This window comes from Microvirga sp. RSM25 (assembly GCF_044784385.1).
Classification (GTDB): Bacteria; Pseudomonadota; Alphaproteobacteria; order Rhizobiales; family Beijerinckiaceae; genus Microvirga; species Microvirga tunisiensis.
On the sequence record NZ_CP173039.1, the window covers coordinates 2,400,480 to 2,424,042 of the forward strand.

Here is a 23,563-nt window from a genome sequence, read left to right on the forward strand (position 1 = left end):
CCATTCGATGATGTCGGATGCGTCAACCAATGCGAAAGGAAATGCGATGGCACAGGCGGCCGCAAGCAGGATCGATAGCGCGCACGAAAGCCGTTACCAGTTCGAGCGCGGATTTCCGGTGGGCAACACCGTCCAGCAGGCCTACGACGATGCCGATCTCAACCGTGCGATCCAGGCCTACCGGTTCTTTTACCCAACCGTCTCCGGCGCCGCGATCGTCAAGGGCAATCACGAAATCGGCGTCGTACCGAACAAGGTCTTCGGCATCCTGGACTGCGCGCCCGAGCAGCTCGTCTTCACGGCCAATTCCGACACGCCATACGGCCCGCTGCTGCTGGACCTGAGCATCGGACCCCTGGTCGTCGAGCTTCCGCCAGGGCCCCTGATCGTCTGCTCGATGGACATCAATCAGCGCTGGGTCGCCGATATGGGCCTGCCCGGTCCCGATGCGGGCAAAGGAGGCAAGCATCTGCTCCTGCCGCCCGATTATGAAGGTGACGAACCTGCCGGCTACTATGTCCACAGAGCCAGCAGCAACCAGCAGATCGTCGGAGCACGCTCGCTGCCGGTCGGCGGTGACGTGAAGGCCGCGAAGGATCGTCTCGCGACCATCAAGGTCTATCCGCTGAAACCCAACGCCGATTGGACGGAGCCCCAATGGCTCGACGTCACCGGCAAAAAGCAGGATACCACGCCGCTTCAGTGGGAAGACAACTTCGCCTTCTGGGAGGTTCTGCACAAGACGGTGGATACGGAGCCGGCCTTTGCCGGTTATCACGCCTATTATGGTGAATTGGCCGCGCTGGGCATCGAGAAAGGCAAGCCGTTCAAGCCCGATGCGCGGATGAAGGCAATCCTGGAGGAAGCGGCGCGGGTCGGCAACGCGCAGATGCGCGTGCAATCCTTCGGCGATCGCCGTCCCGATCGCCTGGTCTGGAAAGACCGGCAATGGCAATGGGCGGCGCTGCGCTTCGAGGATGGCGACTTCAATACCAAGAGCCATCTCGACAGCGAAGCGCGCGAGAAATGGTTCTATCAGGCTGTCGGGGCATCGCCGGCCATGTTCCGGCGCGATGCAAGCGCAGGCTCGCTCTACTGGTTGGGTCTGCGCGACAATCAAGGCGAGTATCTCGACGGCGGCAAGAGCTACAAGCTCTCTGTCCCCCTGCCCGTACCGGGCAAGCTCTTCTGGTCGGTGACGGTCTACGATTCCGACACGCGCTCGCAGATCCAGACCCAACAGAAGAAGGCGGCGCTCCGCTCCCTATTCGAACTGAAAGACCTGCAAGGTTCATCCGTCGAGCTGCATTTCGGTCCGAGGGCTCCCAGTGGCGAGGAAGGCCATCGGATCGAGACGATCCCCGGCAAGGGCTGGTTCGTCTATTTCCGCATCTACGGCCCGGAGGCAGCGACTTTCGATGGAAGCTGGAAGCCCGGCGACTTCGAAGAGGCCCGCTAGCATCGGCGAACAAGAGAGACGATGGGCTTCCTGCGGACGGAGACCATTCGGAACGACGCGACTTGGAGGACCTGACGCCATGACGGCCACCATTCTCGATCCGGCTGCCGCCGTCCGATCTCGACGCGAACCGTCCGATCCGGCCATGATCTGGATCGCCGGCGGCACATTCCGCATGGGATCGGATCAGCACTATCCCGAGGAGTCCCCGATTCACCGCGTGACCGTCGACGGCTTCTGGATCGACCCGACGCCAGTCACCAATCGGGATTTCCGGCGCTTCGTCGAGGCGACCGGTCACGTCACTGTCGCGGAGCGCAAGCCTGACCCCGACGACTATCCCGGTGCCTTGCCGGAGATGCTCAAGGAGGGTTCCCTCGTCTTCAGCCCGCCGGACTATCCGGTCGATCTGCGCGACTGGAGCCAGTGGTGGGCCTTCACCTTCGGGGCGACCTGGCGTCGGCCCTACGGACCCAAGTCATCGATCAAGGGCCTGGACGACCATCCGGTCGTGCATGTTGCCTACGAGGATGCCAGTGCCTATGCGGCATGGGCCGGCAAACGCCTGCCGACCGAGGCCGAGTGGGAGTTTGCTGCCCGTGGCGGACTCGATGGCGCGGAATTCGCCTGGGGCGACGAGTTCACCCCGGACGGACGCCAGATGGCGAACACCTGGCAGGGCGCGTTCCCGTTCCAGAACAAGCGCGAGGATGGCTACGAGCGCACCTCGCCGGTCAATGCCTTCCCGCCGAACGGCTACGGCGTGCACGACATGATCGGCAATGTCTGGGAATGGACCTCGGACTGGTACACACCCAAGCATCCGGCCGATGCTCCGAAGGCCTGCTGCATCCCGGAGAACCCCCGCGGCGGTCGCGAGGCCGACAGCTACGATCCGCGCCAGCCGCAGATCGTGATTCCGCGCAAGGTGCTGAAAGGCGGTTCGCATCTCTGCGCCCCGAACTACTGCCGCCGCTATCGGCCCGCCGCCCGCCACGCACATCCCGTCGACACCTCGACAAGCCACATCGGCTTCCGGTGCGTGTCCCGGCAGGAGGCGAGCTCGTGAACAGCCAGGCGGCACCACGGGGCGCTCGGATCATGGCCTGGCTCGTGGTTGTGCTCGTGGCCGCGCTGGTCGTGCTGGGACTCGCCTGGTACGGCTTCTCGACCGAGGTGCACCAGCGCATCTGGCGCGACATCGCCGAACGTCCCGGCGGCCCGATGTCGTTCCGCTTCCTGCTCCAGCCCGCGATGGCGGTCATCGCGGCCATCCACGACGGCGTCCAGGACGCGCGCACGGGCCGCTCGCCCTACTTCTGGACCGTCCTCAGCAACCCCTCCGAACGGGCCGGCCGACTGCAAGAGGGGCTGCTTGCGACGGCCCGCCTCGTGCTCATCGGACTTGGCATGGATGTCCTCTACCAGTGGCGGGTGCTGGACACCTTCTATCCCGGAGAGGCGCTGCTCGTGGCTCTGCTGCTGGCTGTCCTCCCGTACCTCCTGTTGCGCGGACCGGTGAGCCGGATTGCTCGCCGTTTCGTCCGTCCATCCTCCGGCAGCGCGAGGTAACGCCATGAACCCCCCGACCGGAAAGCCTCCCGTCACCGCGCAGTCCGATCCGGACCGGATCTCGGTCGAGCTGTCGTCGCGACGCACGGGGATGTCGTTCCAGCGTACGCGCATGAGCGCCGACAGGACGCTGATGTCGGTGATCCGCACCTCGCTGTCGCTGATCAGCTTCGGCTTCACGATCTACCAGGTGTTCGAAAAGCTGCGGGACGCCGGTGCCATCGCTCATGCCGCTGCGCCCCGCAATTTCGGCGTCGCCCTGGTCGCGCTCGGCATCGCGATGCTCGTCATCGGAATCGTCTATCACGTGCAGTTCATGCTCGGCCTGCGCCACGAGCGCGAGGCAATGAAAGCCGCCGGCCTCGTCCACGGTGAGAGCCACTTTCCGGTTTCGCTCACGCTGATCACCGCCGTCGTCCTGCTCGTCATCGGCGTCGTGGCCATCGTGAGCATGATCTTCCAGGTCGGGCCATTCGGTTGAGGAGGCACCAGCCCGTCCCCTTGCAACGCCTTCACGTCCAGGGAGCCACTCATGGCACAGCAGCCTAAGAAGCAGAACGGTAAGCCCAACATCCTCGTCATCTGGGGCGATGACATCGGCCAGTCCAACCTCAGTTGCTACACGCACGGACTGATGGGCTACAAGACCCCGAACATCGATCGCATCGCCCGGGAGGGCATGCTGTTCACCGATTCCTACGGCGAGCAATCCTGCACCGCCGGGCGTTCATCCTTCATCACGGGTCAGAGCGTCTACCGAACCGGCCTGTCCAAGGTCGGCATTCCAGCCGCGCCCGTCGGCATGAACGAGAAGCTCGTGACCATCGCGGCGCTCCTCAAGGAGCAGGGCTACGCCACCGGGCAGTTCGGCAAGAACCACCTCGGCGATCTGAATCAGATGCTGCCGACCAACCATGGCTTCGACGAGTTCTACGGCAATCTCTACCACCTCAATGCCGAGGAAGAGCCGGAGATGGAGGACTACCCATCGGAAGTGGATTTTCCGAACTTCAAGAAGAACTTTGGTCCGCGCGGCGTCATCCATTCTTGGGCGACCGAGGAGGATGATCCGACGGAGGAACCGCGCTGGGGCCGCGTCGGCAAGCAGAAGATCGAGGATACCGGGCCTCTGAACAAGAAGCGCATGGAGACCTGCGACGACGATTTCATCGCCGCGGCCACGGACTTCATCAAGCGGCAGAACGAGGCCGGAAAGCCATGGTTCGTATGGCTCAACACCACCCACATGCACCTGTTCACGCACACCAAGCCGGAGAGCAAGGGGCAGGCGGGCCGCTGGCAGTCGAACTATCACGACACCATGATCGATCATGACAGGAACGTCGGCCAGATGCTCGACCTGCTCGACGAGCTCGGCATTGCCGACGACACCTTCGTCCAGTACTCGACCGACAATGGCCCGCACCGGAATTCCTGGCCGGACGGCGGCATGACGCCGTTCCGCAGCGAGAAGAACACCAACTGGGAAGGCGCGTTCCGCGTGCCGTTGCTGGCGCGCTGGCCGGGGCACATCGAGGCCGGATCCGTGGCGAACGGCATCGTGCAGCATCACGACTGGCTGCCGACCTTCCTGGCCATGGCCGGAGCCCCCAACGTGGTCGACAAGCTGAAGCAGGGCTATCAGGCCATCGGCCGCACCTACAAGAACCACATCGACGGCTTCAACCTGCTGCCGTATCTGACGGGCGAGCAGAAGGAGAGCCCGCGCAACTTCTTCTTCTACTTCAGCGACGACGGCGACGTGCTCGGCCTGCGCTTCGACAACTGGAAGATCGTCTTCATGGAGCAGCGTACGAAGGGCACCATGGCGGTCTGGGCAGATCCCTTCACCCCGCTGCGGATGCCGAAGATGTTCAACCTGCGCACCGACCCGTACGAGTTCGCCGACATCACCTCGAACACCTACTACGACTGGTTCCTGCACAACGCCTACTTCATCTACGTGGCGCAGGCCGGCGCGGCGAAGTTCGCCGAGACCTTCAGGGAGTTCCCGCCTGTCCAGAAGCCGAACACCTTCACCATCGACGATGCCATGGCGAAGATGACGGAGGCAGCAAGCGTGGATTGAGAAAATCCCGACGGGCGGTGCTTCCGCCGCCCGTCGACCTCCATATCATGAGGGCTGAGCATGGCGGATCGGGCGCTCCCATCCTGGAACGAAGGACCGGCAAGGGCCGCGATCCTCGACTTCGTGGCCCGCGTGACAACGGAGGGCGGTTCCGACTATGTGCGGCCGGCCGAACGCATCGCCACCTTCGACAACGACGGCACCTTGTGGTGCGAACAGCCGTTGCAGAACCAGTTCTTCTTCGTCTTCGACCGGCTGGAGGCGCTCGCCAGCAAGGATCCTGCCTTGCGCGAGCGGCAGCCATTCAAGGCCTTCCTGGAGCGGGATGTCGTTGCCATCCATGCGCTCGGCAAGCAGGCGGCGTTCGAGATCGCCTTCGCCACCCATGCCGGCATGACCGCCGACCAGTTCACGGCGATTGCCCAGGACTGGTTCGCGGTGGCCCGGCATCCCAAGCTGCATCGCCCCTTCCCCCTTTGCGTCTACCAGCCGCAGGTCGAACTCCTCGCCTATCTGCGGTCGAACGGCTTCAAGACCTTCATCGTCTCGGGCGGCGGCATCGACCTGATCCGGGCCTTCGCCGAGGAGGCCTACGGCATCCCCCGGAGCAGGTGATCGGGTCGAGCGTCAAGCTGCGCTTCGAGGCTGGGGACAATCATGTCGATCTCATGCGGCTGTCCGAACTCAACAGCTTTGACGACCGCGAGGTGAAGCCGGCGAACATCGCCCTGCACATCGGACGGCGCCCGATCCTGGCGTTCGGCAACTCCGACGGGGATCTCGCCATGCTGCGCTATACCCTGGCGGGCAAGGGCGCCCGGCTTGGCCTTCTGTTGCATCATGATGATGCGGATCGCGAGTTCGCGTACGACCGCGAGTTCCGCCTGAGCCCCCTCGTGGAGGCGCTCGACAAGGCGGACCAGTATGGGATCACCGTGGTCGGCATGAAGGATGCCTGGAAGACCGTATTTCCGGAAACCGGCGCAGGCGCGGCGGCCAGCCGCCCGACGTCGTGACACGCAACCGGTGCGGCGATGAGGGAATGGCTGATCTTCGCCACCGAGACGGCCATCCTGGTCATCGATGCCATGGCGCTGGTCGTCATCGTCTTCGGCACTGTCGAGGCCTTCGTTTCCGGTCTACGCTTAATGATCACCGGGACGGCAAGCGATGCCGAGAAGCGCGAGGTCTGGCTCCGCTACGGCCGGACATTGGTTGCCGGGCTGACCTTCCAGCTCGCGGCGGACATCATCGAGACATCGGTCACCACGGACTGGGAGGCGGTCGGACGGATCGCCGCCATCGCGGTGATCAGGACCTTCCTCAACTACTTCCTGGAGCGCGATCTGGCGGACATCCGCGAGCGCCAGACGGAGCGACGGAGGCTTGAGGAGCCTAAGGGAGTGCAGGAATGAACCGCCGCCAACTGATCTCGCTGCTGGGAGCCGGCCTGCTGGCCCTTGGGTTGCCCTCCTATGCCCTGGCGCAACCGGACCCACTGCCGTCCTGGAACGATGGCGCGCCCAAGCAGGCGATCCTCGATTTCGTCGGGCGGGTGACACGGGAAGGCGGACCCGACTTCGTGCCGCTGCCTGAGCGCATCGCCACGTTCGACAACGACGGAACGCTGTGGGCCGAGCAGCCGATCTACTTCCAGGTCGCGTTTGCCCTCGATGAGGTCAAGCGCCTCGCGCCGCAGTTCCCCAAATGGAAGGACAAGGAACCCTTCCGATCCGTCATCGCTGGGGACTTGAGGGCCCTGTTAACCGCGGGCGAGAAGGACCTGCTGGAGATCATGGCCGTCTCGCACAGCGGGATCACCACTGAGGAGTTCAACAAGGCCGTGGCGGACTGGCTCGCGACGGCACGCCACCCGACGAAGGATCGACCTTACACCGACCTCGTCTACCAGCCCCAGATCGAGCTTCTCAGGTATCTGCGGGCCAACGGCTTCAAGACCTTTATCGTGTCCGGCGGCGGTGTCGAGTTCATGCGCGTCTTCGCGGAACGCATCTATGGCATCCCGCCCGAGCAGGTGGTCGGTTCGTCCGGCGTGACGAAGTTCGAGATGGGATCCGACGGCAAGCCCGTGCTGCTGAAGGAACCGGAGGTCGAGTTCATCGACGACGGTCCGGGCAAGCCCGTCGGCATCAATCGCTTCATCGGGCGTCGTCCGGTCCTCGCCTTCGGCAATTCCGACGGTGACCAGCAGATGCTGCAATGGACGGCGGCGGGCGACGGCCCGCGCTTGATGGGCATCGTGCACCACACCGACGCCGAGCGCGAATGGGCTTACGACCGCCAGTCCCATATCGGCAGGCTCGACAAGGCGCTCGACGAGGCGACCGCGCGCGGCTGGACGGTCGTCGACATGAAGCGCGACTGGCGCGCCGTCTTCCCATGACGATCACGGAGCATCGACACCCCGAACAGTGAAGGACGGGAAGGTAAGCCATGAACAGAACAGCATTTGCAGCACTCGCGTTGATCTGCGCAGCGACGTCGGTATTCGCGCAAGGACTCCTGCCGCGCCCTCAGGAGCAGGATATTGGCGATGCTTATATCTATCTGCTCGGCCGTGCCCTGGTGATCCGGCAGGAACACATGGATCGGAAGGCGCCGGGCTTCGCCTACAACGCCATCAAGTACAATCCGCTCGGATCGGCCGACTTCGTCAACCCGAACTTCGACGTTGCCTACCTGGAAGCGTGGTTCGCGGTGGACGACCGCACGCCCGTGATCCTGGAGGTGCCGGACATTCAGGACCGCTACTACACGGCCCAGATCCTCGACGAGTGGGGAGAGGTCATCGTCAACATCAACGAGCGGACCTTTCGCTCCAAACCCTTCGGCAAGTTCGCCCTGGTCAAGCCCGGCTGGAGCGGCGTGCTGCCAAACGACGTCTCGCGGATCGAGCTGCATTCCAGCAAGGCCAAGATGCTGGCCCGCGTCGAATTGAAGGGAGACCCAGAGGGTGCCTTGAAGCTGCAACGCGCGTTCAAGGCGTCTCCGCTCGGAACACCCGTCATTGCACCGCCGCCAGCCATGCCGGCATTCGGGAACAAGGACCTGATCGGCGTCGAGATCTTCGATGACGTGGACCTGACGCTGGCGAGCGCGCTCGACGTTGCGCCTAACGCTGCCGAGATGCAGCAGAAGGTCCGCGCCGTCGCGGCCTTCGTGGCGTCAAGCGATGAGGCCCGTGCGACCGTGGACGCACAACTGCGCAAGGTCGTCCCCGAGTTCCAGGAATATGCCTTCACAAGGAGCGCGCCGTATCGCAATCACTGGATCGGTGGCGGCACGACGGGCAACTACGGCAAGGACTACCGACTCCGCTCGGTCGTCAACTTCGCCGGCATCTGGGCCAACACGACCGACGAGGTGATCTATTTCGTGGCGACCCGCGATGCCGACGAGAAGCCGCTCAACGGCAGCAGCAGCTACATCATGCACTTCCCAGCCGACAGGCTGCCCCAGTCGGCCGTCGATGCCTACTGGTCAGTGATCCTGGTCGGCGTACCCGACTATCGTGTCGTGCCCAACCCGCTCAACCGCTTCAACTTCAACAACCACTCGCCGATGCAACGCGAGGCGGACGGTTCGCTCAAGATCGGGATCGGATCAAAACCTGTCGCGGGCGTGCCGGATTCCAACTGGTTGCCGGCCCCTGACGGCTTGCCGTTCTCCCTGACATTCAGGACCTATGTGCCGAAGGACATCGTGAAGCGGGGTGGATGGCAGCCCGCGCCCGTGACGATGATGAAATAGGCAACGCGGGAGGATGGAAGACGATGCGAAGAATTCTGATGATCGCAGCCTGCCTTGCGGTCGTCGGCCCTGCCGCGCTCGCACAGGCGCAGCCTCATCGAACGCCGCTCGACGACCCAGTTCCCGTCACGGCGGACAGCGTCCCCGCGCCGAGATCCTGAATGGCACCTGGTCCGCGCCGGCGCTGACATAGGGAGCGCCGAAGGGAAGGCTGACCGAGAACGCGAGGTTGCCGCCGAGGATCTCCAGCGGCGTGACCCAGATCGGGGTGACGAAGTCGACATAAGCCCGCTGCTTGACGTTGCTGACCACGGCGCCGCCGATCTGGAGGCGCCGGGCACCCGGCAACTCGCCGTAATAGTAGTAGGCATCGTTGTTGAAGTAGAAGCCGGGCGGCGGCACGACCCCGGCCAGGGGCCCACGCAGCCCGGGAACGTAGAGACCGGCGCCGCCCTCCGTCGCATGGGCCGGCCCCGTGGCGAAACCTCCGGACAGGGCCTGCAGGAACAGAGCAGCCATCCCAACGGACGCGGCGCGCCATCTCCGGCTCACCGTCGTCACGGGAGCGGGTTCGTATTCACCACGTGCCATCAGGGCTTCCTCGATCATCCGGTGGTTCCAGTCCTAACCGTTGCCCGTTCGCTCCCCTGGGCCATCGCCAGGGCCGTCCTCGTCGTCGATGATCCGGCTGCGGCGTGGAACTCGCGTGACCTTCGGCGGATCGCTGGCCGGGAAGGTGTCGTCGAGTTCCTCGTCCAGCTCGCGGTCGAGGGCCTCGCGTTCCTCATCCTCGAGCGTCTTCCGTGGCTCCTTCGGCATCGGGGCCTCCCGTCGGTCGCGTGAGAATTGCATGTCGACGCCCCCGCAGACCCGCCCGTGCTGAAGCCCGTCACCGTGGTTCGTCATGATGCTCACCCTCTCGTGTCGAGCATCTTTCGGCCTTCGTGAAGAAGCAATCCCATCGGCGGAGGAATAAACCCTCGGTTAAACAGGAGAGAACCCTGAGATCGGACCCGGGACTTCCTGAACGAAATCCATCATCAGGGCTCGATGGGCCTGTTCCGGACCGCCTACCGCGCCAGGGTCGCCTTCGATTGGCGTTGACCTTGCGCATGGCCGCGGAGCGGTGGCTTGCCACCGTCTTCAGGTTGAGACCGGGATCTGGGCCGCTTCCTTGTTGCTGTCGACCCGGCCGTACGCATCGTGGTCTCAAGCGTACGGATGACGGCATCACAGTGCCACCAGCCGGCAGCCCTGGGCAGGCGCACGAAGTCTACGGTGGGTGCGAGGAGCTTCGGATGGTCCGGCAGCCGGCGGCGATCCAGCACGACTACGGACCCAACGCGTACATCGGCCCCAAAAGTGCATTCCACTTTTGGGGCCGATGCTCGAGTGGCTGATGCGAACCGACTATCGGGCCCTCGCGGTTGTCATCGACCGCGCCCCTTTCCTTTCGGTTTCGCCATCATCTGCTGCATCGCGGCTTCCGCTTGAGCCCTGGCTTCTGCATCATGATTAAGGTTGCGCACTTCCGAGGGCTCGTCCTGGTCCCGGAGGCCGTTCTGGCGTGCCCGCCACTGCTTGGCCTGGGCGGTCGCTGCCGCCGCGTTCGCAAGCTTCTCAAGGCGGTCGAGCTGGGGGGTGCTACCCTGAACCTTCTCGGTCTGCTCGTCATCTTGCCCTGGTCGTGTCGGCATGTGTCCACTCCTCGTTAAGGGTAAGCGCCGCTTGTTCCTCTCCAGGTAACGAACAGCTGTCAAGTATGCTGTCAACGTTCTTGGCACGCCGCTGGTTCGAGTTTAGCGTGTCATTGGGAATAGCTCCCCAACCGCGTGGCAGTGCTCATTGGCAGAATGCACACTCGAAGCCTGCGTTGGCACGGCATGCCTGTTCGAATGGCCAGGGGCTGCCGATGAACCCCTGTCGACACAAAGCCCCGTTTTGTTTTTTGAATTACGATCCCCGCAGAATCTGCATCATCTCCGTGATATGCCGCACGAGAGTCGCAGCGCGGTACGGCTTGGGCAGGAAGTGGCCGTGATCGGGGATCTCGTCCGGACGTAGTCGGGCATGGCCGGAGGATATCAGCAGCAGCACATGGGGCCAGCGCCGATAGACCTGCTCGGCCAAGGCCATGCCGTTCATCGATCCCGGCATATCCACGTCCGTGAACAGCACCTGCACTTCGTCGGAATGCGCTTCAAGCACCGCCAGCGCTTCGTCGGCGTTCTTGGCCTCCAGAACCGGGAAGCCGGCCTCGTCCAGCTCATCGACGGCGGTCATGCGCACCAACGGCTCGTCCTCGACCACGAGGACCACAGGTGGAGTGATTGGATTGACCGGGCCTCACTTAGGTCACCGGCGGCTGCGGTTCGCGCATGGCCTTGTCCGCCTCGACCAGCACGTCGAGGCCACGCCAGGGCTTCGGCATGAAGGTGACGCAATCCGGCAACTCGTCCAGCCGATCTCTTGCGGCACCGGAGGTCAGCACGATCCGGATCGTCGGCCAGAGGGTGCAGGCCGCCCTGGCGAGCTGCACGCCGTCCATCATGCCGGCCAGACGGATATCGGCGAAGATCATCGCGACCTCCCCTCCGCGCTCCTGGAGACAGTCCAGCGCCGCCTCGGCGCTCTCAACCTCCACCACATCGAGCGCGGTTTCCTCCAGCAGGGCTGCTGCGAGTTCCCGGACATCGGGATCGTCCTCGACGATCAAGGCGATGTGCGGCTCAGGCTGCATCGTGGTCATGCCGAGCCTCCCGGCTGTCCATTCGTCGCAGGATGGCCGCAAGCGGTTCGGGAACCGGCTCTGCAAGCACATCGCGATACACCTCGGCAAAGGCACGGGCGATCATGAAGGTGGCGACGTCCGGGCAGACGTCGGCAACATGGGGCAGGCGCACGTCGCCTGGGGCGTCGTGGGGCATCGGCTTTCTCCTGGGCTGTTCCCGTCAGCCTGCCGCGGCAACACGGACGTTCAGGCTAACATACGTTAAACAGGGCAACCGCGAACTCACGGGGTGGTTTCAGCGTGGCGGCAGAAACAGCGCTTTTCAGGCCTTTTGCCGAACTCCGGCATCAGCGGCAAAAAAGCGAACCATAAGCGTGACCATTGCGTTACCTTCTCGGAGCAAGGCGAGGGTCATGGTGCATACCCGGCAGGGATTGGCCGCTATTTTCATAGTGTGGGGCAGCGTCGTTGCGGCGCAGCCGGCGCCACCCCTGCCCCCGCCTCGGCCCAGCGATGCTCCCTCTCCCGCGCAGACGCCTGCCCCCCAACCCGAGAGGCCCCCGGCCCCTCCGAGCGAGGCTGCGGCACCCTCTCAGGCGGAAACCGGCACGTGCCTGACCGAACTCAAAGCAGCGGGCTTCGACATTGAGACGGCGGAGCAACCGTCCTCCTCGAATGAAAGCTGCCGGATCGACGCACCGGTTCGGCTGAAGGCGGTTCCGGTGCCATCGCGGCCGGGAACCACGGTCCGCCTGGCTGCCCAGCCCGTGCTCGCCTGTCGTTTTGCCGGGCAGTTCGGTCACTGGATCGGGGACTTGGTCGCTCCGGTGATAGCCGGCAGCCTGAACACCGAACTCAAAAGCGTACAGACCGGCCCGGGGTTCGAGTGCCGCAACCGGAACGGGGCCGCGACAGGCAAGCTGTCGGCCCATGCCGAGGGCCTGGCGATCGACATCGCGGCATTCGAGTTCGCGAACGGTTCGCTTCTGCGGGTCAAGCCCGATCCCGGCGCGGCGCCCGACCAGGCTCTCGCGAGCCTGCGCACCGCCGCCTGCGGCTGGTTCACGACGATCCTGGGTCCCGGATCGGACGAGGCCCACCACGACCATCTTCATGTGGATATCCTGCAGCACGGCTCGAGCGACCGATACCGGATCTGCCAGTAAGGTCCGGACTTCCTGCGCGGCCCGTGCCCCGAGGAACCGCCAAAGGTAGCCCGCGTTGATGCCGCGTCACAGGAACCGCTTGCATGAGCATCGTCGCGCCCCGCCTGATCGCAGCCGCCATCCTGTCGTACATCGTCACCGCACTTACCTGCGGGGCCGTGTCGGCCGCCGAGACCGATTTTCTGGATCGCTTCCGGGGCAATTGGTCCGGCTCCGGCAAGGTCCAGCGTGAGGGCGCTTCCCAGCCGCGGCAGGTGACCTGCTCCGTCACGGGAAGCCCTGCCGAGAACCGGATCAGCGCCCAGGGCACCTGCCGCGCCGCCCTCATCTTCACTCGCTCGATCGGGGTCGAGCTCGCCTTCGATCCCCGCTCCGGCACCTATCGCGGCACCTACACCGGCGCGCGGATCGGCCCGGCCCGCCTCAGCGGCACGCGCAGCGGCGATGCCGTGAACCTCAGGATCGAGTGGCCGCGCCCGGTCAACGGCGACACGCAGGCCGCCATGGTGATCCGGAACGAGGGCCGCGGCACGCTGCGCATTACGATTGCGGATAATCTCACGCCCGGCGGGCCTACGCAGCAGACCTCCGAGATCGTCCTGGCGCGCCGGTAGCCGGGACAACACGTCCCGGCGGCATCCGTTCGTCCCTACTGCTCGGTGAAGAAGGTGAGAACGACCTTGCCCTTGTCGCTGATGAGGCACACGAACCGGTTCGGCTTGTCGCTCTTCTCGCGCTGAAGGTAAGCGTCTCCCATGACCACCATCCGGATCGGCGTATCCTCGACCCGGGTGGCTGCCTTCGAGATGGCAAGCGATTCCATGTCGAAGGTCAGGTGTTCGAGAGAGGGCGATCGCTCCTTGAGGGCAGCCAGTCCCGACAGGCGGCACGCCTCGACCTCGGCAGGCGCCTGGGCGAGAGCCGATGCGGCCGGGAGGATCGTGCTGGCAAGAACGGCGAGAACAAAGCGCATGGATATTTCCCTTTCGGATTAAAGTGTAACCGGACCCTGTCGCAGCGGATCCGAGACTGACGACTATGGAAATGATCGTCCCTGCGCGGCACGATGCACTTCACGGATCATCTGCGGCAGGCGGTAGGGCTTGGCGAGAAAGGCCGCTCCCGCTGGAATGCGATTCTCGTGACACCGTCGAGAGCGACCCGAGGCAAGGATGAGCGAAAGATCAGGCTGTACTCTGAGCGCTCGATGGGCGAGGTCACAGCCATCGCGTCCACCCAGATCGATATCCGTGAACAGGACATCGACCGTCTCCTGACCGAGGATGATCTCGGCCTCTTCGGCACTGGCTGCGGTCAAAACCGCAAACCCGGCCTCTTCCAGGGCCTCGGCTGCCGCCGCACCAACCATCAGATCGTCCTCGACCACGAGAACGTGGGTGGGACTTGCCTCTGGGGTTACACACGCGGTCTGGGCGGCTCGATTCCAGAGAGTTGGGATCAGGATCATGCGGGGCCTCTTCCGTCGGGAGTTCGGTTGTCTAACCCCGAGCCGGCACGAGGCGTTCACAACGGAAGACGCCTTCCGCTCGGCATGGTGAGCGGTCCGTTAACAACCACCACTCGTCATGTGGGCTTGGATCCGTCGATGAGTCCCACCAAGACCTCGGAACAAGCCAACTCTGCCTCGTCCCGAGACGTTCAGACGAAAGATGCAACTCGTGACCTGGAATATCTGCTCGGCATCGGAAGCAGCCGTCACGCGCTGTCTTGAAAAGGTCTGCTCATCGCGCAAATGCCGATGGACTGCCAATGAAAGGCGGTAGAGCGTCAAGGCTGTCGCAGGCAAGGCTGTCGCAGGTCCTGGCTCCCGAGCGTGCCAGCACTACATTGGTTAGGGTCCGCTCATCCGGCAGACCTGGACGAATTCACACCGCATGGTTTGCGGGTGTATCCTGCACGCAACCCTTCCTCAGAGGTGACGACCTTGAAATGGGACTATGACATGAAGGAGATCATCGCCGATGGCATTGTGCATGCTGTAGGCGTGACATTCGGAACCGCCTCCGTCATCGCCCTGCTCATCATGGCCGCTCCAGCCGTCGGGGCCTGGGAGTTCACATCCCTTCTGGTCTACGGCATCGGTCTTCTGACGGTTCTCACCGTCTCGGCGCTCTACAACCTTTGGCCGGTCTCGCCGATCAAATGGACGCTGCGCCGGTTTGACCATTCGGCCATTTATCTCCTGATCGCAGGCACCTACACGCCGTTCATCACACAAATGAAGGCAAACGCCGAATCCCTGGCGCTGCTGGTCGGCGTGTGGCTTACTTCTGCGGTAGGCATCGCACTCAAACTCACCTTCCCGGGCCGCTTCGACCGCCTCTCAATCCTGCTCTACCTGCTCCTGGGTTGGAGCGGCGTTATGGCGTACGAATCCGTGTTCGGCATGCTTCCCGCCTCCACCCTCTGGCTTCTTGCCGTCGGCGGCATCCTCTACACGGCCGGCGTGGTGTTCCACCTTTGGGAGAGCCTGCGCTTCCAGAATGCGATCTGGCACACCTTCGTCCTCGTCGCGGCCGGCTGCCACTATGGTGCCGTGCTCGACTGCCTGGTGCTTGCACGGGCCTGGCGCGCCACATGATGAGGAGCTAGACGTCGGCCGCGCAGGTCGTCGATCGTCCCGCTCGAGTCAGGGTTGCACTTCTTCCTTTGATCCAGAACTCGACATCGCCCTGCGTATATCGACCTCCATCGGCAGAAAGGGCCTGTGGAAGCGTCGTCTGGTTCGAGGACCCGGCATAGACAAGCTTTACCGATCCCATTGATGCGCCTGGGGGAGAGAACGTGGCCTGAAGCTTTGTGCCATCCACACAAGTGTAGTGAACAGGTTTCAGATCCTGGGCTGCCGCTCCTGCGATGGCGCATATCGGCAGGAGCGCGGCCAGTATGGTCCTGCCCAGGACGGGCCACGTACGAAGAGCTTGGTGCCTCCTCACTTGCCAGCCGCCTTCCGCAAGGCCGCATTGATGCGGTCCTGCCAGCCCGGACCATCCTGCTGAAAGTACTCGAGCACGTCCTGGTCTATTCGCAGGGTGACGGCCTCCTTCACGCCCGGGATGGACGAAGCCTTGGGCGGCTCCTCGATCGGCTTGGTCGTCGCCTTCTTGAAGGCAGCCTCGGCAGCTTTGAAGGGATCGCTCGGGCGCCGTCCTCCAGGTGATCTCGACATGTTTCCTCCCACTTGACCACTGCGTCTCAAGCTACTTGATAAAAACGTACGCGTCACCCGAGGGTCCTGCATGCCGGTGCGTTGGTCTCCGACAGATCGTCGACGCGCGCTGCGATCCGGCAAGGTTGAGGCATGGCCTCGAACCGCGCCCGCCGCTCCACCGCGACATCACCCCGCCATAGATGGCGGTTATTCGTCTGCCCGTAACCGTTGATGACCGACTTTGACACTTCCGCGAGCCAACCAAGGAATACACCCATGAAAATTCTGATGGTACTGACCTCGCATGACCGGCTCGGCGATACGGGCAGGCCGACCGGCTTCTGGCTCGAGGAATTCGCCGCGCCCTACTATGTCTTCAAGGATGCCGGCGCCGAGATCACAGTCGCGTCGCCCAAGGGAGGCCAGCCGCCGATCGATCCCAAGAGCGACGAGCCCGGCAATCAGACCGACGCGATGGCACGGTTCAAGACGGATCCCGCCGCGCAGGAGGTTCTGGCGAACACCCGCAAGCTCAGTGACGTCAGAGCGGACGACTACGACACCCTGTTCTATCCGGGCGGACACGGCCCGATGTGGGATCTCGCTGACGATCCGACGTCGATCGCCCTGATCGAGGCGGTCTACAACGCCAACAAGCCGGTCGCTGCCGTGTGCCATGGGCCGGCCGTCCTGCACCGCGCGACCTACCAGGGCGAGCCGATCGTCAAGGGCAAGCGTGTCACGGGGTTCGCCAATTCCGAGGAGGAAGCCGTCGAGCTCACCAACGTCGTGCCGTTCCTCGTCGAGGACGAACTGAAGCGGCTCGGAGGACGCTATGAGAAAGCGGCGGACTGGGAGAGCTTTGCCATCGTCGATGGACGCTTGATCACCGGCCAGAATCCTGCCTCGTCGACCGCAGCGGCTCGAGAACTCCTGAAGCTCCTCGGCTAGCGCTTCGCGCGGAAAACCGGGTCCACTTTTCGCACGATGCGCTAGCGCCCCACGTCGACCACCGCCTCCGCGAAGGCTTGCGGCGCCTCCTGGGGCAGATTGTGCCCTACCCCACCCGTGATGACCCGGTGCGCGTACCGACCGGAAAACTTTTTGGCATAGGAACTGGCGTCCGGGTGTGGGGCACCATTGGCATCGCCCTCCAGGGTTATGGTCGGCACGGTGATGACCGGGAACTCGGCGAGCCGCTTTTCGAGTTCGTCATGCCTTGGATCGCCGGCGGCGAGGCTGAGCCGCCATCGGTAGTTATGGATGACGATGGGGACGTGATCCGGATTGTCGAAGGACGCCGCAGTGCGGTCGAACGTGGCATCGTCGAACTCCCATTTCGGCGAAGCGAGCTGCCAGATGAGCTTGCCGAAATCGTGCCGGTACCGATCGTAGCCGGCCTCGCCGCGATCCGTGGCAAAGTAGAACTGGTACCACCATTCGAGTTCGGCCTTGGGCGGCAACGGCATCCTGCCGGCTTGCTGGCTGCCGATCAGATAACCGCTCACGGATACCATGGCCTTGCACCGCTCCGGCCAGAGCGCCGCGACAATGTTGGCCGTCCGCGCTCCCCAATCGAAACCGGCGAGCGTCGCCGTCTCGATCCGGAGGGCATCCATCAATGCGATGACATCGACGGCGAGCGCCGACGGCTGGCCGTTCCGGAACGTTTCAGCGGACAGGAACCGGGTCGGCCCATAGCCGCGCAGATAAGGCACGATTACCCGGTAGCCCTCCGAGGCCAGCAGAGGCGTCACATCGACATAGCTGTGAATATCGTAGGGCCAGCCATGCAGCAGAATGACCACGGGACCGTCGGCGGGACCCGCTTCGGCATATCCGACGTTCAGGACGCCCCCGTCGATCTGCTTCAGTGGGCCGAACGACGTGTTCGTCCCCGGCCTGCTTCCGGACGCATCGAGCGATCTTTCTCCGCTGGATTGTGCCTTCGCTGGCCCCGCCACACCGAGCCCGGCCGCAGCAACGGTCAAAGCCGCCGTGCGCAGCAGGCGGCGGCGATCATCATCGTATCGTTCGGACATTGTCCAGTCTCCAGATAGCTCCAGGCCGCTGATGCTGCGCGTGGCAGGCGACGATGGGGCGCATCACATAATTGCGCTCCATCGCCTCTCCGTCAGCGCAATGATTTGAACGCACCCCTGAGTTCCCGAACGAAGGTCTCGGGCTGCTCCCATGCCGCGAAGTGTCCGCCTTTCTCGAGCCGGTTGTAGTGGACCAGCCTGGGAAATGCTTTCTCGGCCCAGCTCCGTGGGGCCGCATAGATCTCGTCGGGAAAGACGCTTACGGCAACCGGGATGGTGATGTTCTTCGGGGCGAAGAATGCGAGCTTGTTCTCCCAATAGAGACGCGCCGAGGAGACTGCGGTGTTCGTCAGCCAGTAGAGTGTGATGTTGTCGAGAATATCGTCGCGCGTGAGGCCCTCAGGCTGACCGTCGAAGACCCGTGCAATGAGCTCGTAGCTGCGGATGTCGTGATCGAGCATCCAGGCGGCAAGACCGATGGGTGAATCCTCGATCCCGTACAGCGTCTGGGGGCGGTTGCTCATCTCCTGGGCATAGGCCAGGCCGTGCTTGTAGAAGAAGTCGAGCTGATCGTAGGCATGCCGCTCGTCGGCCGAGAGCCCCGACGGAGCCGGATCGCCGAATTGGAGGGCCTTGGCAATCTCATCGGGTACGGTGGCCGGCATGTTGGTGTGAATGGCGATCAGTTCCGGAGGCGCCTGCACGGCCATCTGCTCCGACACCGCATCGCCCCAATCGCCGCCCTGCGCAACGAAACGCGTGTATCCAAGGCGCTTCATCAGCGCCACCCAGGCGCGGGCTATGTGCTGCGGATCCCAACCGGGAGCCGTGGGCTGTCCTGAGAACCCGTGGCCCGGCAGCGACGGGATCACCAGGTCGAAAGCATCCGACGCACTTCCGCCATGGGCCGTAGGGTTGGTCAGCGGATCGATGACCTTCAGCTGTTCGATGATCGATCCGGGCCATCCGTGCGTGATGATCACCGGCAACGCATCGGGGTGAGGCGAACGGACGTGGATGAAATGAATGTCCAATCCATCGATGTTGGTCGTGAACTGCGGCAGCGCGTTCAGCCTCGCCTCGACCTTGCGCCAGTCGTAATCTGTCGCCCAATAGCGCGCGAGTTTCTGCATCGTCGCGAACTGCACGCCTTGCGATGCATCCGTGACGGTTTCCCGCTTCGGCCACCTGGTTGCGGCGATGCGGCGACGAAGGTCGGCGAGCGCCTCGTCGGGAATGTCGACGCGGAACGGACGGATTGTGGTGTCCTCGGCCGCCGTGCCCGCGAGGGCGGGCTGCGCGGCCAGAGGCGTGAGGATCGGGCTGACGGCGAACACGGCTGCCGAGGTTGCGAGAAGCATGGCTGAGGTGGTGACAAGAGACATCGTGTTCCTCCCTGCGTGTTGGTCGATGGGGGTGTCAGTCGACCGTTGTCGGCTCGGCTTCCAAGGACGCGTTCAACTCGTGAGCCGTTCTAAACCTCCGGCAGATTGACGATCAGAAACTCGCCCTGCGGGGCCTCCAGTCTTCGGAGCGATCAGCGCAGCACCCTGAACGCCGCCTGGATTTCCTTGGTGAAGAGGTCCGGCTGCTCCCAGGCCGCGAAGTGCCCGCCCCTGTCGACCTCGTGGAAGTAGATCAGGTTGCGATAGGCGCGCCGGGCCCATGTCTCCGGGGCGCGATAGCTCTCCCCCGGAAAGACCGTGATGGCCACCGGGAGCGAGATCTCGGCGGTCCTTTCCGGAACCGAAAAAGCAGGACTGCGTCCGCCGGACTCCCAGTATAGCCGCCCCGCAGAGGCTGCGGTGTTCGTGAGCCAGTACAGCGAGATGTCGTCCAGCACCTCGTCCGGCGACTTTTCGGGATCGCTGCTGCTGTAGGTCCACGTCCCGAAGCCCGGATGCCCGAGCATCCACGCCGCAAGGCCGGCCGGAGAATCCGCGACCGCGTAGCCGATCGTCTGCGGCCGCGTGCCCATCATCAAGGCATAAGAGCGGTTCCCCATTTTCGCGGCGGTGCTGAGCTCGTCGAATGTCGCGCGCTCCTTCTCGGACAAGTCCGCCGGCGGGCCCGCGCCGGCGGCGAGCGCCGCGGCCACTTCGGGCGGGACGACAGCCGGCAGGTTGATGTGGATGCCCAGCAGTCCGGCCGGCGCCTGGCGCGCCATCGCGCCGGACACGGGAGAGCCCCAATCCCCGCCCTGGGCGACGTAGCGCGTGTAGCCGAGGCGCTTCATCAGCTCCGCCCAGGCCCGCGCAATGCGGTCGGGCCCCCAGCCGGTGTCCGTCGGCTTGCCCGAAAAGCCGTAGCCCGGCATCGAGGGAAGTACGAGATCGAAGGCGTCCTGCGCACCTCCTCCGTGAGCCGGCGGATCGGTCAGCGGACCGACGGTCTTGAGCAGCTCGAACACCGAGCCCGGCCAGCCGTGGGTCATGATCAGCGGCAGAGCGTTCGGATGAGGCGAGCGGACGTGAATGAAGTGGATGTCGACGCCGTCTATCCTGGTCATGAACTGCGGCAGGGCATTCAGCTTGGCTTCGGCCTTCCGCCAGTCGTAGCCGGTGCCCCAATGTTCGACGAGCGGCCTGATCTTCGCGAGCTGGATGCCCTGCGACTGGTCGGCGACCGTCTCCTGATCGGGCCACCGTGTCGCCGCGATGCGGCGGCGGAGTTCGACCAGCGCCTCTTCCGGAATGTTGACGCGGAAGGGGCGGATTGCAGTGTCTTCAACCGCCGTGCGCGCTGTAGCGGGCTGCGCGGCGAGCGGCGTGGGAACCAGACCGACGGCGGCCGCTGCGGCCGACGTGGCCAGAAGCACTGCAACCGAGGTCGTGAGAAAGGACATCGTCATTCTCCCTGGTCGGCAACTCTCTGGTCGCCAAGCGAGCTTGCGTGCCGGGCGGTGAGATCGGCATGCTTGTCGATCGTCAGGGCATCCGGGAGGCCCGCGGCTCCCGAGGTTCTGTCCGCTCCGCCCGTCGCTGGGGCCCGCCGCTCATGACGGCAGTTCCTTGCCGGCCTGCTCCCGGACCATGTACTCGGCGTACCAGTCCGGCCATTCCTCATCATGGTGGCCGATCAGTTTCTCGTGCTCGCCGTGCGCGGTTGCTGCACGGCGGAGCGCCGCCGCGAGCTCGGTCGACGAGGTGAATGTCGTCCCGTCCGCATCCACGCGTCCGGGCAATCGCGCGGTGACCTCCTGCAGCAGCCAGCCGTTGCCGTCAGGATCGTTGAACGAGGCGCACGAGCGGTAGGTACGGTGTTCGGGATCCGGGCCGCTGATCCGGAGCCGCCCGAACACGTAGGGCTCGTCCGCGCCGGCGCGCACATCGTCGGCGCCGTGGAATACTTCGCTGATCTCGACACCGCGACGGAGCAGCTCCTCACGGGCGGCCTCGATGTCGGAGACGACGAGGTACAATCCTCGCGCGGAGCCAGGTGCCGCCGCGGTCACGTTCCTGCCGAAGATGACCGAACATCCGGAACCGGGCGGCGTGAATTGGATCGCGCGCCAGTCGTCATCAGTGGCGAAGTCGGCATCGAGCCTCCAACCGAGGTCGCTGTAGAAGCGCTTGGCGCGGTCGACATCCGCAACCGGGATGACGACGACCTCGAGCTTCATGTCGACCGTCCGCGCGCTCGGGGCCTCGATCGCGGTTTCGCTGCGCACTTGAGTCATGCTCATGTCTCGCTCCTTGGTTCGGGAGCCTTGCGAGCGGCGACACACGTCCAGGGGCGTGGACCGAGCAGAGGCTTGCAGCCGAACCGATTACGTTATCGGGTTACGCAAACCACGCGGTACAGGAGGGAAGTCGACAGGGGTGTCGATGAAAGGGGCTCGTCTAAGCCCAGGGCCATTACGGGACCTTACCTATGTGAACAGGATACGCCAACTTGCCACGGCGGGAAAGGGGTGTCGGTGTTCCGCCCGGGCACGGATTGCGGCAGCCCATGCGCTTCAGAAGATTCCGCGCTATCATGCCTGTCATGACCGAGAAGCTGAAACGGCGGTTGACCACTGTTCTTTGCGCCGATGTGCACGGCTATTCCCGCCTGATGGAGGCGGACGAGCCCGGCACGTTGGCGACCCTGCAGCGCTATCGAACTGCCATGGCATCGTTGATCGAGCGCCATGACGGGCGGATCGTCAATACCTGGGGGGACGCCGTCATCGCCGAATTCCCCAGCGTCGTCGAGGCGGTGCAGTGCGCCATCGAGACCCAGCAGGAGCTTTCCTCCCAGGACCCTCATCTGCTCGAGGCGCAGCGCATGCGCTTTCGCATCGGCATCAACCTGGGCGACGTGATGGTGGATGGCGCGGACATCTATGGAGATGGCGTCAACATCGCGGCGCGGCTTCAGGAGTTGTCCGAGCCTGGAGGCATCCTGATCTCCGGCCCGGTCTATGATCAGGTCTACAACAAACTGTCGGTCGGGTTCGACTATCTGGGCCAGCAGCAGGTCAAGAACGTCACGGCTCTCGTGACGAGCTATCGTGTGACCTTGGGCGGCACAACCCTCGGACGACCCGAGTCCAATGACGGGGTGGAATCCGCGGCAAGAGCCGCTCATGCCGGAGGCGCTCCATCGCCTCGTGACAATGCCGGGTCAATGACGTCGGTGCGCGGCCTTTCCGGGCGGTTGGCGGACCTGCCGCGCCCGCTCCGGGCAGCCATCGTGATTTCCGTGTTCCTGTTCCTGATCAACCTCTTCAGCGGACTGCACGAAATCTGGTTCCACTGGCCGGCCATGTCCATTCTGTTTGTCGTGATTTTATGGATGGGCTTGCGGCGCAATCTAGTGCCCGACCGAGCGGAAAAGCGCCGGAGGTCCCGCGACTGATGCGATGCGCCTCCGGCAAGCGAAAGCCTGCTCCGAGCGCCATCACCTTGATCTCAGGCTGCCCGTCATGGCGGGCGGGATGTTCAGAAGAGCGCTCACTGGCGCTTCCCCCAGTCCCTGTTTAAAAAGCAGCGTGGCGTCATCGCACCAGGGCGCGACGGCAGCACGCGCGGACCGGCGATACGCGAATGACGGGGAGCGACAACAACCATGACGAAGGCGACAGCAGCCATGCAGAAGAGCAAGAGCGGCTCGGTGGAAGGAGAAGACTCTCCCTCTCGGCTGATCGATGGGAGAATCCAGGAGTTGGCTGACTGGCGGGGCGAGACGCTCGCCCGGATCCGCGCTCTCATCCAGCAGGCCGACCCCGACGTGGTCGAGGAGTGGAAGTGGAGAGGCGTTCCGGTGTGGTCGCATGCGGGAATCATCTGCACCGGCGAGACGTACAAGAGCGTCGTGAAGATGACCTTCGCCAAGGGCGCCTCGTTGGAGGACCCTTCAGGCCTGTTCAACTCCAGCCTCGACGGCAATACACGGCGCGCCATCGATATCCGTGAGGGCGACACAATCGACGAAGAGGCGCTGAAGGCGCTCATTCGCGCCGCCGTGGCACTGAACACATCCTCAGCCGCAAAGCGGCCGAGGCGCGCATCGGCAAGTTCCAGTGCTTGAGCGCACCGCGGATCGACCTAACGCGCCTACCCCGCCCTTGAGCGCAT

Annotated in this window: 31 protein-coding genes; 16 read left to right on the forward strand and 15 right to left on the reverse strand. The window is 64.2% G+C overall.

All coding sequences use genetic code 11. From position 1 onward, the window contains the following. Positions 1 to 46 precede the first annotated feature (46 nt). The 10 genes from ACD578_RS11285 to ACD578_RS11330 all read left to right on the forward strand — a co-directional run bounded on the left by ACD578_RS11285 (position 47) and on the right by ACD578_RS11330 (position 8,891). Complete coding sequence (locus ACD578_RS11285) at positions 47 to 1,459, forward strand: DUF1254 domain-containing protein (protein ID WP_404293094.1); 1,413 nt, start codon at positions 47 to 49, stop codon at positions 1,457 to 1,459. A 145-nt stretch (positions 1,460 to 1,604) separates the two neighbouring features. Continuing rightward, the gene (locus ACD578_RS11290; protein ID WP_404293800.1) at positions 1,605 to 2,528 is read left to right on the forward strand and encodes a formylglycine-generating enzyme family protein; all 924 of its coding nucleotides are present in this window, start codon (positions 1,605 to 1,607) and stop codon (positions 2,526 to 2,528) included. Beyond that, the gene (locus ACD578_RS11295; protein ID WP_404293095.1) at positions 2,525 to 3,031 is read left to right on the forward strand and encodes a hypothetical protein; all 507 of its coding nucleotides are present in this window, start codon (positions 2,525 to 2,527) and stop codon (positions 3,029 to 3,031) included. Before ACD578_RS11290 ends, ACD578_RS11295 begins: the two co-directional genes overlap by 4 nt. A gap of 4 nt (positions 3,032 to 3,035) precedes the next feature. Continuing rightward, complete coding sequence (locus tag ACD578_RS11300) at positions 3,036 to 3,512, forward strand: YidH family protein (protein WP_404293096.1); 477 nt, start codon at positions 3,036 to 3,038, stop codon at positions 3,510 to 3,512. Between the two features lie 51 nt (positions 3,513 to 3,563). Beyond that, positions 3,564 to 5,120: an arylsulfatase gene (locus ACD578_RS11305; protein ID WP_404293097.1), complete on the forward strand. Its 1,557-nt coding sequence runs from the start codon at positions 3,564 to 3,566 to the stop codon at positions 5,118 to 5,120. A 60-nt stretch (positions 5,121 to 5,180) separates the two neighbouring features. Then, entirely contained in the window at positions 5,181 to 5,735 is a 555-nt protein-coding gene (locus ACD578_RS11310; protein ID WP_404293099.1) for an HAD family hydrolase, read from the forward strand. Then, the gene (locus tag ACD578_RS11315) at positions 5,732 to 6,136 is read left to right on the forward strand and encodes a hypothetical protein (protein WP_404293101.1); all 405 of its coding nucleotides are present in this window, start codon (positions 5,732 to 5,734) and stop codon (positions 6,134 to 6,136) included. The genes ACD578_RS11310 and ACD578_RS11315 overlap by 4 nt, the downstream gene beginning before the upstream one ends. Before the next feature lie 18 nt (positions 6,137 to 6,154). After that, on the forward strand, positions 6,155 to 6,535 hold the full coding sequence (locus ACD578_RS11320; RefSeq protein ID WP_404293103.1) for a DUF1622 domain-containing protein: 381 nt from the start codon (positions 6,155 to 6,157) through the stop codon (positions 6,533 to 6,535). Further along, positions 6,532 to 7,524 (forward strand): HAD family hydrolase, encoded by a 993-nt coding sequence (locus tag ACD578_RS11325; RefSeq protein WP_404293105.1) that lies wholly within the window; start codon positions 6,532 to 6,534, stop codon positions 7,522 to 7,524. The genes ACD578_RS11320 and ACD578_RS11325 overlap by 4 nt, the downstream gene beginning before the upstream one ends. Positions 7,525 to 7,574: 50 nt before the next feature. After that, positions 7,575 to 8,891, forward strand: a complete 1,317-nt coding sequence (locus ACD578_RS11330) for a DUF1214 domain-containing protein (RefSeq protein WP_404293107.1) — start codon at positions 7,575 to 7,577, stop codon at positions 8,889 to 8,891. 126 nt (positions 8,892 to 9,017) lie between these two features. Here the strand turns inward: ACD578_RS11330 and ACD578_RS11335 are convergent, their stop codons facing one another. The 6 genes from ACD578_RS11335 to ACD578_RS11360 all read right to left on the reverse strand — a co-directional run bounded on the left by ACD578_RS11335 (position 9,018) and on the right by ACD578_RS11360 (position 11,818). Then, complete coding sequence (locus ACD578_RS11335; protein WP_404293109.1) at positions 9,018 to 9,482, reverse strand: hypothetical protein; 465 nt, start codon at positions 9,480 to 9,482, stop codon at positions 9,018 to 9,020. A gap of 33 nt (positions 9,483 to 9,515) precedes the next feature. Further along, positions 9,516 to 9,797 carry a hypothetical protein gene (locus ACD578_RS11340; protein ID WP_404293110.1) on the reverse strand — a complete coding sequence of 94 codons (282 nt, stop codon included), beginning with the start codon at positions 9,795 to 9,797 and terminating at the stop codon, positions 9,516 to 9,518. 524 nt (positions 9,798 to 10,321) lie between these two features. Further along, a complete protein-coding gene (locus ACD578_RS11345) occupies positions 10,322 to 10,588 on the reverse strand; it encodes a hypothetical protein (protein ID WP_404293112.1) in 267 nt (88 codons plus the stop codon). 256 nt (positions 10,589 to 10,844) lie between these two features. Then, positions 10,845 to 11,222 (reverse strand): response regulator, encoded by a 378-nt coding sequence (locus ACD578_RS11350; protein ID WP_404293803.1) that lies wholly within the window; start codon positions 11,220 to 11,222, stop codon positions 10,845 to 10,847. A 19-nt stretch (positions 11,223 to 11,241) separates the two neighbouring features. After that, positions 11,242 to 11,640 (reverse strand): response regulator, encoded by a 399-nt coding sequence (locus ACD578_RS11355; RefSeq protein ID WP_244627154.1) that lies wholly within the window; start codon positions 11,638 to 11,640, stop codon positions 11,242 to 11,244. Next, on the reverse strand, positions 11,621 to 11,818 hold the full coding sequence (locus tag ACD578_RS11360; RefSeq protein WP_404293114.1) for a hypothetical protein: 198 nt from the start codon (positions 11,816 to 11,818) through the stop codon (positions 11,621 to 11,623). Before ACD578_RS11360 ends, ACD578_RS11355 begins: the two co-directional genes overlap by 20 nt. A gap of 217 nt (positions 11,819 to 12,035) precedes the next feature. Here ACD578_RS11360 and ACD578_RS11365 point away from each other — a divergent pair, with 217 nt between their 5' ends. Both ACD578_RS11365 and ACD578_RS11370 read left to right on the forward strand, forming a co-directional pair. Continuing rightward, the gene (locus ACD578_RS11365) at positions 12,036 to 12,788 is read left to right on the forward strand and encodes an extensin family protein (protein WP_404293116.1); all 753 of its coding nucleotides are present in this window, start codon (positions 12,036 to 12,038) and stop codon (positions 12,786 to 12,788) included. 83 nt (positions 12,789 to 12,871) lie between these two features. After that, positions 12,872 to 13,402, forward strand: a complete 531-nt coding sequence (locus ACD578_RS11370) for a hypothetical protein (protein ID WP_404293118.1) — start codon at positions 12,872 to 12,874, stop codon at positions 13,400 to 13,402. Positions 13,403 to 13,437: 35 nt separating this feature from the next. On the opposite strand, the gene ACD578_RS11375 is transcribed toward ACD578_RS11370, so the two are convergent. Both ACD578_RS11375 and ACD578_RS11380 read right to left on the reverse strand, forming a co-directional pair. Beyond that, a complete protein-coding gene (locus ACD578_RS11375; RefSeq protein ID WP_152712688.1) occupies positions 13,438 to 13,761 on the reverse strand; it encodes a hypothetical protein in 324 nt (107 codons plus the stop codon). A 63-nt stretch (positions 13,762 to 13,824) separates the two neighbouring features. Then, positions 13,825 to 14,256, reverse strand: coding sequence for a response regulator (locus ACD578_RS11380; protein WP_404293119.1), 432 nt, complete (start codon positions 14,254 to 14,256; stop codon positions 13,825 to 13,827). Positions 14,257 to 14,724: 468 nt separating this feature from the next. Between ACD578_RS11380 and ACD578_RS11385 the strand changes: the two genes are divergently transcribed. Then, positions 14,725 to 15,390, forward strand: a complete 666-nt coding sequence (locus ACD578_RS11385; RefSeq protein ID WP_404293121.1) for a hemolysin III family protein — start codon at positions 14,725 to 14,727, stop codon at positions 15,388 to 15,390. 7 nt (positions 15,391 to 15,397) lie between these two features. On the opposite strand, the gene ACD578_RS11390 is transcribed toward ACD578_RS11385, so the two are convergent. From ACD578_RS11390 to ACD578_RS11400, 3 genes are read right to left on the reverse strand one after another with little or no spacing between them, the layout of a single operon-like run. Next, on the reverse strand, positions 15,398 to 15,745 hold the full coding sequence (locus tag ACD578_RS11390; protein WP_404293122.1) for an MliC family protein: 348 nt from the start codon (positions 15,743 to 15,745) through the stop codon (positions 15,398 to 15,400). Then, positions 15,742 to 15,978 (reverse strand): BrnA antitoxin family protein, encoded by a 237-nt coding sequence (locus tag ACD578_RS11395; protein ID WP_404293124.1) that lies wholly within the window; start codon positions 15,976 to 15,978, stop codon positions 15,742 to 15,744. The genes ACD578_RS11390 and ACD578_RS11395 overlap by 4 nt, the downstream gene beginning before the upstream one ends. Before the next feature lie 53 nt (positions 15,979 to 16,031). Further along, entirely contained in the window at positions 16,032 to 16,238 is a 207-nt protein-coding gene (locus ACD578_RS11400) for a hypothetical protein (RefSeq protein ID WP_404293125.1), read from the reverse strand. Between ACD578_RS11400 and ACD578_RS11405 the strand changes: the two genes are divergently transcribed. Next, positions 16,237 to 16,911, forward strand: coding sequence for a type 1 glutamine amidotransferase domain-containing protein (locus ACD578_RS11405; protein ID WP_404293126.1), 675 nt, complete (start codon positions 16,237 to 16,239; stop codon positions 16,909 to 16,911). The genes ACD578_RS11400 and ACD578_RS11405 overlap by 2 nt on opposite strands. Before the next feature lie 41 nt (positions 16,912 to 16,952). Here ACD578_RS11405 and ACD578_RS11410 read toward each other — a convergent pair whose 3' ends face one another. The 4 genes from ACD578_RS11410 to ACD578_RS11425 form a co-directional block, all read right to left on the reverse strand. Further along, positions 16,953 to 18,002 (reverse strand): alpha/beta fold hydrolase, encoded by a 1,050-nt coding sequence (locus ACD578_RS11410; RefSeq protein ID WP_404293128.1) that lies wholly within the window; start codon positions 18,000 to 18,002, stop codon positions 16,953 to 16,955. Between the two features lie 92 nt (positions 18,003 to 18,094). Continuing rightward, on the reverse strand, positions 18,095 to 19,387 hold the full coding sequence (locus ACD578_RS11415; protein ID WP_404293130.1) for an epoxide hydrolase family protein: 1,293 nt from the start codon (positions 19,385 to 19,387) through the stop codon (positions 18,095 to 18,097). Between the two features lie 152 nt (positions 19,388 to 19,539). Continuing rightward, positions 19,540 to 20,853 carry an epoxide hydrolase family protein gene (locus ACD578_RS11420; protein ID WP_404293132.1) on the reverse strand — a complete coding sequence of 438 codons (1,314 nt, stop codon included), beginning with the start codon at positions 20,851 to 20,853 and terminating at the stop codon, positions 19,540 to 19,542. A 144-nt stretch (positions 20,854 to 20,997) separates the two neighbouring features. Continuing rightward, a complete protein-coding gene (locus ACD578_RS11425; RefSeq protein WP_404293133.1) occupies positions 20,998 to 21,687 on the reverse strand; it encodes a VOC family protein in 690 nt (229 codons plus the stop codon). 293 nt (positions 21,688 to 21,980) lie between these two features. Between ACD578_RS11425 and ACD578_RS11430 the strand changes: the two genes are divergently transcribed. Both ACD578_RS11430 and ACD578_RS11435 read left to right on the forward strand, forming a co-directional pair. Then, positions 21,981 to 22,844, forward strand: a complete 864-nt coding sequence (locus ACD578_RS11430; protein ID WP_404293135.1) for an adenylate/guanylate cyclase domain-containing protein — start codon at positions 21,981 to 21,983, stop codon at positions 22,842 to 22,844. Between the two features lie 210 nt (positions 22,845 to 23,054). Next, positions 23,055 to 23,516: a DUF1801 domain-containing protein gene (locus ACD578_RS11435; RefSeq protein WP_404293137.1), complete on the forward strand. Its 462-nt coding sequence runs from the start codon at positions 23,055 to 23,057 to the stop codon at positions 23,514 to 23,516. The last annotated feature ends 47 nt before the right edge of the window (positions 23,517 to 23,563 follow it).